This window comes from Pantoea phosphatilytica (assembly GCF_051025615.1).
Classification (GTDB): domain Bacteria; phylum Pseudomonadota; class Gammaproteobacteria; order Enterobacterales; family Enterobacteriaceae; genus Pantoea.
The window spans coordinates 146,766-159,170 of the sequence record NZ_JBPFDF010000006.1 but is presented as its reverse complement, the minus strand read 5'-3'; the positions used below and the strand labels follow the sequence as shown (position 1 = coordinate 159,170).

12 protein-coding genes are annotated in these 12,405 nt (G+C 57.4%); 6 read left to right on the top strand and 6 right to left on the bottom strand.

Annotated elements, in window-relative coordinates:
- Positions 1-24 precede the first annotated feature (24 nt).
- Positions 25-1,527 (bottom strand): inorganic phosphate transporter PitA, encoded by a 1,503-nt coding sequence (pitA, locus tag ACR6AS_RS18655; RefSeq protein WP_293773232.1) that lies wholly within the window; start codon positions 1,525-1,527, stop codon positions 25-27.
- 243 nt (positions 1,528-1,770) lie between these two features.
- Here pitA and ACR6AS_RS18650 point away from each other — a divergent pair, with 243 nt between their 5' ends.
- On the top strand, positions 1,771-2,955 hold the full coding sequence (locus ACR6AS_RS18650) for a BaiN/RdsA family NAD(P)/FAD-dependent oxidoreductase (protein WP_293773234.1): 1,185 nt from the start codon (positions 1,771-1,773) through the stop codon (positions 2,953-2,955).
- A gap of 6 nt (positions 2,956-2,961) precedes the next feature.
- Here ACR6AS_RS18650 and ACR6AS_RS18645 read toward each other — a convergent pair whose 3' ends face one another.
- Positions 2,962-3,948: an aldo/keto reductase gene (locus tag ACR6AS_RS18645; RefSeq protein WP_434163463.1), complete on the bottom strand. Its 987-nt coding sequence runs from the start codon at positions 3,946-3,948 to the stop codon at positions 2,962-2,964.
- A gap of 284 nt (positions 3,949-4,232) precedes the next feature.
- On the opposite strand from ACR6AS_RS18645, the gene ACR6AS_RS18640 reads away from it, so the two are divergent.
- The 3 genes from ACR6AS_RS18640 (at position 4,233) to ACR6AS_RS18630 (ending at position 6,110) form a co-directional block, all read left to right on the top strand.
- On the top strand, positions 4,233-4,430 hold the full coding sequence (locus ACR6AS_RS18640) for a hypothetical protein (protein WP_111139285.1): 198 nt from the start codon (positions 4,233-4,235) through the stop codon (positions 4,428-4,430).
- Position 4,431: 1 nt separating this feature from the next.
- On the top strand, positions 4,432-5,259 hold the full coding sequence (locus ACR6AS_RS18635; RefSeq protein ID WP_111139284.1) for a hypothetical protein: 828 nt from the start codon (positions 4,432-4,434) through the stop codon (positions 5,257-5,259).
- A gap of 173 nt (positions 5,260-5,432) precedes the next feature.
- Positions 5,433-6,110 carry an SDR family oxidoreductase gene (locus ACR6AS_RS18630; protein WP_367395902.1) on the top strand — a complete coding sequence of 226 codons (678 nt, stop codon included), beginning with the start codon at positions 5,433-5,435 and terminating at the stop codon, positions 6,108-6,110.
- Positions 6,111-6,125: 15 nt separating this feature from the next.
- On the opposite strand, the gene ACR6AS_RS18625 is transcribed toward ACR6AS_RS18630, so the two are convergent.
- Positions 6,126-7,514, bottom strand: coding sequence for a sugar porter family MFS transporter (locus ACR6AS_RS18625; RefSeq protein WP_434163458.1), 1,389 nt, complete (start codon positions 7,512-7,514; stop codon positions 6,126-6,128).
- 271 nt (positions 7,515-7,785) lie between these two features.
- Between ACR6AS_RS18625 and ACR6AS_RS18620 the strand changes: the two genes are divergently transcribed.
- Complete coding sequence (locus tag ACR6AS_RS18620; protein WP_111139281.1) at positions 7,786-8,445, top strand: epoxyqueuosine reductase QueH; 660 nt, start codon at positions 7,786-7,788, stop codon at positions 8,443-8,445.
- On the opposite strand, the gene ACR6AS_RS18615 is transcribed toward ACR6AS_RS18620, so the two are convergent.
- Positions 8,446-8,943: a helix-turn-helix domain-containing protein gene (locus ACR6AS_RS18615; RefSeq protein WP_111139280.1), complete on the bottom strand. Its 498-nt coding sequence runs from the start codon at positions 8,941-8,943 to the stop codon at positions 8,446-8,448. It abuts the gene before it with no gap.
- A 308-nt stretch (positions 8,944-9,251) separates the two neighbouring features.
- Here ACR6AS_RS18615 and ACR6AS_RS18610 point away from each other — a divergent pair, with 308 nt between their 5' ends.
- Positions 9,252-10,274 (top strand): alpha/beta fold hydrolase, encoded by a 1,023-nt coding sequence (locus ACR6AS_RS18610; RefSeq protein WP_111139279.1) that lies wholly within the window; start codon positions 9,252-9,254, stop codon positions 10,272-10,274.
- Positions 10,275-10,290: 16 nt separating this feature from the next.
- On the opposite strand, the gene ACR6AS_RS18605 is transcribed toward ACR6AS_RS18610, so the two are convergent.
- Both ACR6AS_RS18605 and hemB read right to left on the bottom strand, forming a co-directional pair.
- The gene (locus ACR6AS_RS18605) at positions 10,291-11,259 is read right to left on the bottom strand and encodes a GGDEF domain-containing protein (protein ID WP_418799507.1); all 969 of its coding nucleotides are present in this window, start codon (positions 11,257-11,259) and stop codon (positions 10,291-10,293) included.
- A gap of 101 nt (positions 11,260-11,360) precedes the next feature.
- On the bottom strand, positions 11,361-12,338 hold the full coding sequence (hemB, locus tag ACR6AS_RS18600) for a porphobilinogen synthase (RefSeq protein ID WP_418799504.1): 978 nt from the start codon (positions 12,336-12,338) through the stop codon (positions 11,361-11,363).
- Positions 12,339-12,405 lie beyond the last annotated feature (67 nt).

The window sequence follows — 12,405 nt, the reverse complement described above, 5'->3', positions numbered from 1 at the left end:
CTGAGTCGCCCTTTTTCGCGGAGATTACACCAGTTTCAGGGCAATCCAGTAGAGCGAACCGGAGAGCAGAATACAGACCGGCAGGGTGAAGACCCACGCCATAGCGATATTCTTGATGGTCCGGCTCTGCAATCCGCCGCCGTCGACCAGCATCGTACCGGCCACCGAAGAGGAGAGGATGTGCGTGGTGGAGACAGGCATCCCGGTGTAGCTGGCAATGCCAATCGACAGCGCGGCGGTCACCTGCGCTGACATACCCTGCGCATAGGTCATCCCTTTTTTACCAATCTTCTCACCGATGGTGGTGGCAACACGGCGCCAGCCAATCATCGTACCGGTGCCCAGCGCCAGCGCGACGGCCACAATAATCCAGATCGGCGCATACTCGATGGTGCCAAGCAGGTCGCTTTTCAGTTTGTTGAGGAAGCGTTTGTCATCCGCTGAGGTTTCCGGCAGGCGGGCTGCTTTATCGGCGGTATCAGAGATACAGAGCAGCAGGCGACGCATATGACCGCGCTGGTCTACGGTCAGCTGGTCGTAGCTCTGCAGATTGTTCAGCAGCACCTGTGCACCCTGTACCGCCTGCAGTGCCCGCGCGCTGTCACAGTGGAACTCTTTCGGGCTGCTCGCAGGCACTTCTTCCGGTGTTGGCAGCGCAGGCGGTGCCATCTGGATGATGTGCGTCAGCGATGCGTTATGCTGCTGATAGTACTGCTCCAGATGATTGACCGCATCGCGGGTACGCGTGATGTCATAACCGGAGGCGTTCATGTTGACCACAAAACCGGCCGGTGCTACCCCGATCAATACCAGCATGATCAGGCCAATTCCTTTCTGACCATCGTTCGCGCCGTGCGAGTAGCTCACGCCAATTGCCGAAACAATCAGGGCGATACGGGTCCAGAACGGTGGCTTTTTCTTGCCGTCGATCTTCTCGCGGTCAGCAGGCGTCATATGAATGCGCGCCCGCTTTTTGGTGTTGCTCCAGTAGCGGCGCAGAATAAAGATCAGGCCACCCGCCAGCACCAGACCGACAATCGGCGACAGGATCAGCGAGAGGAAGATATTCAGCACTTTCGGGATGTTGAGCGCATCAACGACCGAGGTTCCGCTCATCAGAGCATTGGTCAGGCCGATACCGATGATAGCGCCGATCAGCGTATGGGAGCTGGAGGCAGGCAGCCCGAGATACCAGGTACCGAGGTTCCAGATAATCGCCGCCAGCAGCATAGAGAACACCATGGCGAGACCGTGCGCCGATCCAACATTCAGCAGCAGATCGGTGGGAAGCATATGAACGATAGCGTATGCGACGCTCAATCCACCGAGCAGTACGCCAAGGAAGTTGAATACACCGGCCATGACCACAGCAAGCTGGGCCCGCATGGCACGGGTATAGATGACCGTCGCAACTGCGTTGGCCGTGTCGTGAAAACCGTTGATTGCTTCGTAAAACAATACAAACAGCAGGGCAAGAACCAATAACAGGCTAGTACTGAGGTCTAGACCAGCAAACAAATGTAGCATAAACGTTACGCCATTTTTGGAGGACATGAACGCGGCGCATTATCCGCGACAACGTGCGGTATGGGAAAGCAAAATATAGTTCTGATTTGACCTTTCGTCGTAAGAGTAACAGTCAGCTGGGTGAAAAAGGGTAAGATATCAGTCAGATACAATATGACACATTTACGGCAATTTTTTGACGCTGGCGTCTCAGTGAGCAGATCACTACAATCTGCGCCTTTCCAGTAAAGTGAGTGAACCGCAGTGGAACAGTTTGACGTTATCATCATTGGTGCCGGTGCCGCAGGGCTGTTCTGTGCCGCTCAGGCCGGGCAGCGGGGGCGCCGCGTGTTACTGCTGGATAATGGCAAAAAGCCCGGACGCAAGATTCTGATGTCTGGCGGTGGCCGCTGCAATTTCACCAATCTCTACACCGAACCGGCGGCCTATCTGTCGCACAATCCCCATTTCTGTAAATCCGCGCTGGCGCGTTACACCCAGTGGGATTTTATCGATCTGGTGAATCGCCACGGCATCGCCTGGCATGAGAAGACCCTGGGTCAGCTCTTCTGCGACGACTCCGCGCAGCAGATTGTCGATCTGCTGCTGGCCGAATGCGACAAAGGGAACGTGACGCTGCGGCTGCGCAGCGAGGTGCTCAGCGTGTCGCGTGACGACAGCGGTTATACGCTGCAACTCAACGGCAGCGCGGTTCAGGCGCAGAAGCTGGTGATCGCCAGCGGCGGTCTGTCGATGCCAGGCCTGGGTGCCTCGCCGTTTGGCTATAAAATCGCGGAGCAGTTCGGCCTGAGCGTCTATCCGACGCGGGCGGCGCTGGTGCCCTTTACCCTGCATAAACCGCTGCTGGAGCAGTTACAGACGCTGTCAGGCGTTGCGCTGGATACCACCATCGACGCGCAGGATGGCACCCGCTTTAAAGAGGCGATGCTGTTCACCCACCGCGGCCTCTCCGGCCCGGCGGTGTTGCAGATCTCCAGCTACTGGCTGCCGGGTGAGTTCGTTACGATCGATCTGTCGCCCGCTACGCCGCTGGAGGCGTTTCTGACGGCCCAGCGCAACGCGCACCCGAACCTGAGCCTGAAAAACAGCCTGGCGAAGATCCTGCCGAAGCGGCTGGTGGAAGTATTACAGGGGATGAAGAGGGTGCCGGATGTCACCCTGAAGCAGCTTAACAGCAGACAGCAGAGCGAGCTGGCGCAGGCGCTGCACGCCTGGCGCATCCAGCCCAATGGCACCGAGGGCTACCGAACGGCGGAAGTGACACTCGGCGGCGTCGATACCACCCAGCTCTCCTCAAAAACGATGGAGGCGCGCACGGTGCCGGGACTCTACTTTATCGGTGAAGTCGCCGATGTCACCGGCTGGCTGGGCGGTTATAACTTCCAGTGGGCCTGGAGTTCCGCCTGGGCCTGCGCCCAGGCGTTGTAAGCCGGTTTACCAGCGCTGATGCACATGCGGTGCAATTTTCTCCTGATAGATCTGCTTCAGCGCAGTCATCGTCTCCGCAGAGAGTGCCTCAACGTCACTGGCGCGGGCGTTGGCTTCCGCCTGCTCACGGTTCTTCGCGCCAGGGATCACCACGCTGACCTCCTCGTTCATCAGGATCCAGCGCAGCGCAAACATCGCCATCGTGATATCACCCGGCACCAGCCGCCGAATCTCCTCGACCGCCTCTAGGGCAACCTCGTACGGCACGCCTGAGAAGGTCTCGCCTTTATCGAACGCTTCACCATTACGGTTAAAGCTGCGGTGATCGTCCGCAGCGAACACGCTGTCGGCGCGCATCTTACCGGTCAGCAGGCCAGAGGCCAGCGGCACACGGGCGATGATTGCCACTTCACGTTGTTTCGCTTCGCGTAGCAGCCGTTCCGCCGGACGCTGGCGGAAAATGTTGTAGATCAGCTGAATTGAGGAGACGTTGGGAAATTCCAGCGCTTTCAGACCTTCCTCGACCTTTTCAACGGAGACGCCGTAGTGACGGATCTTCCCGGCGGCCACCATCTCATCCATTACCGCGAACACGTCCGGATTGTAGTAAACCTCGGTGGGCGGGCAGTGCAGCTGCACCAGATCCAGGGTGTCGGTCTGCAGATTTTCCCGTGAGCGGTCGATAAAGGCGTTGAGGTTTTCTGCCGTGTAGCCCTGGGCGACGTGGGGCGAGAGGCGACGGCCCAGCTTGGTGGCCACAAACGGGCGTTCCCCGCCGCGCGCCTTCAGCACCTCAGCAATGATTTTTTCGGAGCGGCCATCGCCATAGACATCGGCGGTATCAATAAAGGTTATGCCCGCATCCAGCGCAGCGTTGAGGGCTGCTCTGGCATCCTCCAGGCTCACTTCTCCCCAGGTGCCGCCAATGGCCCATGCGCCAAAACCAATTTCAGAGACGCGCTGACCGGTACGGCCCAGTGTTCGTAGTTTCATGCAAACATTCCTCGATGCGTTTCAGACAGGGTGACAGAAGAGGGCTAACCATTGAGCTTAGCGCTTTCCGGCGCAGAGGCGACCGGATGATGCGGCAGATCGTCGCGGTGCAGCGCATCGGCAGGCTGCTGGTAACGTTGACGTTTTCCGGGAAAAACGGCGGCGTCCGGGCCTTCACCGCTTCGCTAATTAATTGATTTTAAGAAATTTCACCTGAAATTAAACAGGCGAGAGTGTGGATTCGGTCACATACTTCATGTTTTCAGGCTACCAGGTGGATCGCCATGTTTAAATTTATTTCGTCGGTCTTTGCCAGTCCCGAGAAGTTTCTGCAGATCATGAGCCGTCAGGATATCAACGACTCGATCGCGGAAGGTGAGCGGATCATCATTGATGAGAACGGCAATATCTCAGTCAATACGCTGAGCGAGGAAGTCCATGAAGATTTTGCCCGCCATGTGAACACATTAAAGGGAGTATGAGGTGGGTACCGCGATATTTATGGTGTTGATGGTCAGTGGTTACTGGTATACCAGCCGTGATTTAAACAGCCGCTTTAAAATCCGCCGCTCGTCAGGCTGGGATGTCTACTTCCTGGTGGCGCTCTACGGCTGTATCTTCGTTCTGCAGGGGGTATTCGCGACCGGGCTGGTCTGGCTGCTGCTGCTCTGCGTCTCCGGCATCGCCAATGCCGTACAGATGATCCCTGGCGTCCACCTGAAGTGGCAGGTGGAGTTTATGAACTGGAGCTTTCTCGGCATCCAGGCACCGGTGGTGGTCATGCTCGCCTTTGCCATTCTGCTCTGCCTCTATCGCTCGAACTGGGCAGGCAGCGCGCGGCTCAACGTCTCCGGTCGTAAAGATCTCTATCAGCGCCTTTCGCGCTCCAACGGCGTAGAGCAGTTGCTGTTTCAGTGCATGGAAGAGGGGGAGCTGGCGTGGATTACCCTGAAGTCACGCCGTATCTATATCGGCATGGTGCACGCCTCCACCTTTGAGTATGAGAGCACCAAGAACATTGTGCTGATCCCGATGCTGAGCGGGTATCGCGACAGCAAGACGCTGAAGCTGGCGGTGGAGCACAACTACAGCAAATGGTACGCCGAGCACAACATCACGCTCGACTCATCGCCTAAGGATGCAATGTCGTTCCGCAAAGTGATCATGGTTGACCAGATTGAGAGCCTGTCGCTGTTCGATCCTGCCAGTGCCACCGCGCTCTCCATGGGACATCCCCAGGAGGTCGAAAAGAGCCAGGGCACCGAGGATGGCGACCGCCCGGATGCAGAAAGCCGGGACACGCCGGATTAAACCGTTCCATGGGTTCCTCTGACCGCAGGCCAGAGGACAATCAGATACATTGACCTCTCCCTACCCGCGCGCTGCCCTGGCAGAGGCGCACTCTCCGCCAGACAGCACACCTGGCCATGGCCTGAGCGGATTAGCGGTTAAGCTTGTCATGAGACAATCAACCAGGAGTGAATATGGCTCAGCAAAAAGAGATTCTGATTATTGGTGCATCGCGCGGCATTGGTCTGGCCGTCGCCCGGGCGTTTGCCGATGAGGGCTGGCAGGTTACGGCCACGCACCGCAGCGGCATACCGGCGCAGGGCAACCACTCTGGCATCCGATGGCATGCGCTGGAGATGACCGACACGGCGGCGGTACAGCAGCTTGCCGGCCAGCTGCATAAAGGGACGTTTGCGGCGATGCTGATCAACGCCGGGATCAGCGGCCCTGCGCATCAGTCGCTGTTACAGAGTGACGATCAGGCGCTGGCACAGCTGTTCCTGACCAATACGATTGCACCGGTGCGCACTGCAGAGATCCTGCTGCCGCTGTTGCAGCCGGAGGGCGTGCTGGCGATCACCTCCTCGCAGCTCGGCAGCCTGAACGAAAACCCCACGGCGCAGATGCCGATCTACGCGGCCAGCAAAGCCGCGCTGAATATGCTGAGCCGCACGCTGACAGGCGCGGTTGACGCGCAGCGCGGGACGCTGCTGACGCTGCATCCCGGCTGGGTAAAAACGGATATGGGCGGTGAGAGTGCGCCCCTGACCGCCGAAGAGAGCGCAGCGGGCATTGTTCAGCAGCTCGCCCACTGGCGGGGGCGCGGTGGCCATCACTATGTCGACTACGCTGGCCAGACGCTGCAATGGTAGGCTGACGCGGGGCGGTTACGCCCCGATATCACGCAGTGCTTTGCCCTTCATCAGATTGCGTTCGATGTGCTCCAGCGTCACATGCTTGGTCTCGGGCACCAGCATCAGCGTCAGCAGAATAAACACCAGGTTGAGCGCACCGTAGAACCAGAAAGTATTGGCGTTGCCCAGTTGGTCCAGCAGCGTCAGGAAGGTCGCGCCCACAATCATATTGCCGACCCAGTTGGTGGTCGTGGAGGCGGTGATACCGAAGTCACGCCCTTTCAGCGGCTGAATCTCTGAGCAGAGCAGCCAGATCACCGGCCCGGCCGCCATAGCGAAGCCCACAATAAACATCAGCAGCATCGCGACGGCAAAGTATTTGCGGAAATCTGTCTCCACGCCGACGTGCAGCAGCGTGCCCAGCGCCCCCATTCCGATCGCCATCACCAGGAAACTGGTGGTCAGCATCGGTTTACGTCCCCAGCGATCCACAAAGAAGATGGCAATCAGGGTCGCCAGCATGTTGACCAGCCCGACAACCACCGTGCCCCACATCTGCTCGCTGGTGCTGGAGAAACCGGCGATGTTAAAGATCTTCGGCGCGTAGTACATCACCACGTTCATGCCGGTAAACTGCTGCATCACCTGCAGCAGCATCCCCAGCCACACCGCGCGGCGGAAATTGGTGTTCGAGCGGAACAGTGACCAGCCGCGCTGCTTCACCTGCAGGCTCTCGCGGATCTCTTTCAGCTCTTCGCGCGCCTGCTCACTGCTGTTGCGAAGGCGATCCAGCACCCGCTGCGCCTCATTAAAGCGACCGTGGGCGGCCAGCCAGCGCGGGCTGTTCGGCAGAAACAGCACGCCGATAAACAGGATTACCGCCGGAATAGCGATAATACCCAGCATGGCGCGCCAGTTGCCGCTGTAGCTGAAGGCGGTATCAGAGAGATAGGCCACCACAATGCCGGTGGTCAGCATCAGCTGATACATCGAGATCATGGAGCCGCGAATCCGTTCCGGCGCGATCTCCGCCAGGTAGAGCGGGGCGGTATAAGAGGCGATTCCGACAGCCAGACCCAGCATCACGCGGGCGCAGACCAGCGAGGTGACATCGGGAGAGAAGGCCGACCACAGCGAACCGACGACAAACAGCGTCGCGCCCGCCAGCATACTTTTTTTACGGCCCAGCTTTGACGACATCCAGCCTGCAGCCAGCGCACCCAGCGCCGCACCAAACATCATCGCGCTGACCACCCACTCCTGCTGATGATTAGTGATCTGCAGATCCTTCGCCAGAAATGGCAGGGCACCGGCAATCACGCCGATATCCAGGCCAAACAGCAGGCCGGACAGCGCCGCCATAAAACAGACGAACCAGGTAAAGCGGTTCTGTTGATGTCCCGATCGTTTAGCTGCTCCCATGCGAGTCTCCCTGCGCCGATGTTATGTCAATATTGTTAACGTTATGTAAACATAGCTGATGCTGGTGTGGTGCCGATCACACTTTTACGCATCACCCTGCCTGGCAGAAGGGATGGCGAAAAGAAAACGCCAGAGATCAGCGGGATGGCCCAATGGCGGGAAAAGGGAAGTGGGGCACGATTACGCAAAACCGGGCAGGAAAGGGCGGCTTTTGCAACTCTCCGCCTGCGGCATTACACTGCCGCTTTTCTGCCATTGATTGAAGGTGCTTATGTCTGAACCTTTCCAGCGTCAGCCACTGCCTCTGCCAGGCGGTCATAACAAAGTCCTGCTGCACTCCTGCTGCGCGCCCTGTTCGGGCGAAGTCATGGAAGCGATGCTGGCCTCCGGCATTGATTACACGATCTATTTCTACAACCCGAATATTCATCCACTTAAAGAGTATGAACTGCGTAAAGAGGAGAACATCCGCTTTGCCGAAAAGTTTGGCGTGCCCTTTGTGGATGCTGACTACGATCGGGATAACTGGTTTGAGCGCGCGCGCGGACTGGAGTGGTCGCCGGAACGGGGCGAGCGCTGCACCATGTGCTTTGATATGCGCTTCGAGCGTACGGCACTCTATGCGCATGAGAACGGCTTCCCGGTCATGACCAGTTGCCTGGGGATTTCGCGCTGGAAAGATATGAAACAGATTAACAGCTGCGGTGTACGCGCCGCGGCGGCCTATCCGGACCTGCTTTACTGGGAGTTTAACTGGCGTAAAGGCGGCGGTTCGGCGCGCATGATTGAAATCAGCAAGCGCGAAAGTTTCTATCAGCAGGAGTATTGCGGCTGCGTCTATTCCCTGCGCGACACCAATCGTCATCGCGTCGCCCAGGGACGTGAGCGTATTCAGATTGGTGTGCAATATTATCAGCCTGATGAGTCCTGATTATCCGGCATCGTGAAACGCCGCGGCCTGCGCATGGCCGTGCGTGGCGGTCATCACCGGCCGCAGCGTAACGCTGCCGTCCGGTCCGCTGTCGTGTTGCCCGTAACTGCACTGCGCACAGGGGTTATCCGTATAGCCCGGCTGTTGCTTTGCCGCGTCGTTCAGCTGACGCTTCCGGCAGGCGCTGGGCGTGCAGCCCATGATCTGCCTGAATGAACGGGTAAAAGATTGCTGACTTTCGAAATGGTATTTCAGCGCCAGCGCGATGATCGGGGCGTGGCTGTTCTTTAAATCATTCACGCTGGCGTTGAGTTTTTTCTTGCGGATATAGCGCGCCAGCGTTTCATTGTGATAACGGGCAAAGAGCTTCTGTAAATACCATTTTGAGTAACCCGCTTTTTCTGCAATATCGTCCACGCTTAAACGCTGATCGAGATTGTGATTAATCCACTCGGTTATAGAAATAATTACGCTTTCGTTATGTTTATTGTCGGTCATAGAGCCTCCCTGTTTCAGGTCCGGCAATGATGAATTATTTATCTTAATGTGCTTATTCCTTGCGTAAAAGATTTTTCAGTATTTTAATATTTATTTCGAGAGATGTTCATTTGACCATCCTTTTTTAATAAAAAGGATGAGTTGTAATTGATGTGTTGATAATTATGAAGTAATGAAATAAAAATAATTCGCCGCGCCACATTATCAGAAAACACGTTTTCTCATTATCGCTATCGCACGTCGCATCAATAGATTTCTGACGGTGACATGCCAGGCTTAGGGTTCATCTTTCATCAGGAGAACCCCGGATGAGCCCGACATACGCGTTGAAAAAACCGCTTGCCGCTTTGCTCACCTTGCTGGCTTTATCTGCACCGGCCTCTGCCAGTGCCACGCCGGTGTATGGCGAACAGCTGGAAGGCTTTACCTATCCCTGGCCGCTGCACCATTTTGAGTTTCACTCCCAGCAGCAGTCGCTGAGCATGGGCTATATGGATGTCAGACCAGCGCAGCAGGCCAATGGCAAAACGGTGGTGCTGATGCATGGCAAAAACTTCTGCGGCGCGACCTGGGAAGAGACGATTCGGGTGCTGAGTCAGCAGGGGTATCGTGTAATCGCGCCCGACCAGATTGGATTCTGCAGTTCCACCAAGCCCGATCGCTACCAGTACAGTTTCCAGCAGCTGGCCGACAATACCCATCAGCTGCTTGCCCGGCTGGGGGTGAAACAGGCGGTGATCATCGGTCACTCCACGGGCGGAATGCTGGCTACCCGCTATGCCCTGATGTATCCGGATCAGACGCAGAAGCTGGTGCTGGTTAACCCGATCGGGCTGGAGGACTGGAAGGCGAAGGGCGCACCGTGGCGCTCCGTCGATCAGTGGTATCAGCGCGAGCTCAGGCTCAGCGCTGCGGGCATCCGGAAATATGAGCAGCAGACTTACTATGCCGGACGCTGGAAACCGGAATACGATCGCTGGGTCGATATGCTGGCGGGCCTCAACGGGGGGCCAGGGCATCAGAAGGTTGCCTGGAACTCCGCCTTACTCTACGACATGATCTTCACGCAGCCCGTGTTCTATGAGCTGGGTGACCTGAAGGTGCCCACGACGCTGATGATCGGCACCGCCGATACCACCGCAATCGGCAGCGACATCGCCTCACCGGCGGTCAGAGCGCAACTGGGAAAATATGCGGTCCTGGGTAAAGCGGCGGCTCAACGCATTCCGGGCGCGCGGTTAATCGAATTTCCTGGCATGGGACACGCGCCACAGATGGAGGCGCCGGCGACATTTAACCAGACGCTGCTCGACGATCTGGCGCGCCCCTGAACCGCCGGGCCCGGCCTTATGCCGTGGCCCGCTTCTGCTTTTTGCTCCGGTACATCTGCTGATCGCTGTCGTGCAGCAACTGCTCCAGGGTTTGCGGATGGGCCGGATCAAACTCCACGACGCCGGAAGAGAATTGCAGCTGATAGCGCCGATTCAGGCTGACAGACTGCTGGCGCAGGTAGCGGGCAAACTGCGCTAACAGAGCTTCACTCTGCTGCTGGCATCGCCCGTTCAGCAGCACCACAAACTCATCACCGCCCAGACGGGCAAACAGATCGGAGTGCTTAAATACCACTTTCATCGCATCAGCAAAGTCCATCAGCGCGCGGTCGCCTTCGCAGTGGCCCAGGGTGTCATTGATCTGCTTGAACCTGTCGAGATCGAGAAAGGTCAGACAGGCAAGGCGGTTTTTCATCCGGCACTCATTCAGCACCATCTGTCCCAGCGTCATAAAACCGCGCCGGTTGGTAATCTGCGTCAGTTCATCGCAGGTGGCGGTCTGAAACGCGACCAGCTCCGCTTCAGCCATTGCCGCCAGGTCACGCATGGTGGCCAGATCCTCTTCGTTAAACTGACGCGGCTCACGACCGATGATGCAGAGCGTCCCCATCTTTGCACCGCCCGGCGCGCGCAGCGGACAGCCCGCATAAAAGCGGATGTGTGGCTCGCCGGTCACCAGCGGATTATCATGAAAGCGGACATCATTGTGCGTATCTTCAACGATCATGATCTCATCCTGCAGGATGGCGTGACCGCAGAAGGAGATGTTGCGTGGCGATCCTGCAGGTTCATAGCCCTGGGCGGATTTAAACCACTGATGGTCAGCTTCCAGCAGACTGACTAACGCGACAGGAACGTCAAACAGGCGGCGCGCCAGGCGGGTCAGACGATCGAAACGCTCTTCCGCTGGGGTGTTCATGATGTTCAGCGCACGCAACTGCGATAAACGTTGTGCCTCATCGGCAGGAATTCCAGGTGCTTTCATCACAGAGACCTTTTGTTTGAGCTGAAACCAGGTTCTGGTGTTTGCCTTACGGCGGAGAAGAAGAGCGCGGCATAGCGACCACGCTCTTTATGAGGAGGGGATCAGAGCACTTTTTGTTCTGCGAGATCAAGGGCGAAATAGCTGAAAATGAGGTCTGCACCGGCACGTTTGATCGCACCGAGGCTTTCCAGCACCACATTACGCTCATCAATGGCACCGGCCTGGGCCGCAAATTTAATCATCGCGTATTCGCCACTGACCTGATAAGCCGCCAGCGGCAGTTCGGTGCGCTCACGGATATCGCGCAGGATATCCAGATAGGCACCCGCCGGTTTCACCATCAGCGAATCGGCACCCTGTGTCGCGTCGATCAGGGATTCACGGATCGCTTCCCGGCGGTTCATCGGGTTCATCTGATAGGTTTTACGGTCGCCTTTCAGCGCGGTGCCAGCGGCTTCGCGGAACGGCCCGTAGAACGACGAGGCGAACTTGGTGGAGTAGGACATGATCGCCGTCCTGGTAAAGCCCGCCGCGTCGAGTGCCCGACGAATCGCTTCCACCTGACCATCCATCGCGGCTGACGGGGCGATAAAATCGGCACCGGCTGCGGCTGCGACGACTGCCTGTTTGCCCAGGTTAGCTAGGGTGGCGTCATTATCGACACCGTGATCGCACAGCACGCCGCAGTGGCCGTGGCTGGTGTATTCGCAGAAACAGGTGTCGGACATCACGATCATTTCCGGCACGGTCTCCTTGCAGATGCGGGACATGCGCGCCACCAGACCGTTTTCATTCCAGGCATCGCTGCCGGTGGCATCGGTATGGTGTGAAATACCAAAGGTCATCACCGAGCGGATGCCCGCTTTAGCGATGCGCTCGATTTCATACGCGAGACGCTTTTCCGGGATTCGCATCACGCCAGGCATCGCCTGAATAGGTTTGTAATCGTCGACTTCTTCTTCAACAAAGATAGGCAGAGCCAGATCGTTCAGGCTCAGCGAAGACTCCTGGAACAGTTCACGCATCGGGGCGCTGGCGCGCAATCTTCTTGGGCGCTGGATAAGGGAATAATCAGACATTTTCATTCTTACACAGGTGAAAAAAGTAACGACAGTTTACTCTCTTTGCCTGCTGGGCATGAAGGTT

Bases quoted from the DNA above. Each gene is read 5' to 3' on its own strand.
- ACR6AS_RS18605 (WP_418799507.1), bottom strand. From the start codon at position 11,259: ATGAAAGCACCTGGAATTCCTGCCGATGAGGCACAACGTTTATCGCAG.
- ACR6AS_RS18615 (WP_111139280.1), bottom strand. From the start codon at position 8,943: ATGACCGACAATAAACATAACGAAAGCGTAATTATTTCTATAACCGAG.
- ACR6AS_RS18645 (WP_434163463.1), bottom strand. From the start codon at position 3,948: ATGAAACTACGAACACTGGGCCGTACCGGTCAGCGCGTCTCTGAAATT.
- ACR6AS_RS18620 (WP_111139281.1), top strand. From the start codon at position 7,786: ATGTCTGAACCTTTCCAGCGTCAGCCACTGCCTCTGCCAGGCGGTCAT.
- ACR6AS_RS18640 (WP_111139285.1), top strand. From the start codon at position 4,233: ATGTTTAAATTTATTTCGTCGGTCTTTGCCAGTCCCGAGAAGTTTCTG.
- hemB (WP_418799504.1), bottom strand. From the start codon at position 12,338: ATGTCTGATTATTCCCTTATCCAGCGCCCAAGAAGATTGCGCGCCAGC.
- ACR6AS_RS18625 (WP_434163458.1), bottom strand. From the start codon at position 7,514: ATGGGAGCAGCTAAACGATCGGGACATCAACAGAACCGCTTTACCTGG.
- ACR6AS_RS18610 (WP_111139279.1), top strand. From the start codon at position 9,252: ATGAGCCCGACATACGCGTTGAAAAAACCGCTTGCCGCTTTGCTCACC.
- ACR6AS_RS18630 (WP_367395902.1), top strand. From the start codon at position 5,433: ATGGCTCAGCAAAAAGAGATTCTGATTATTGGTGCATCGCGCGGCATT.
- pitA (WP_293773232.1), bottom strand. From the start codon at position 1,527: ATGCTACATTTGTTTGCTGGTCTAGACCTCAGTACTAGCCTGTTATTG.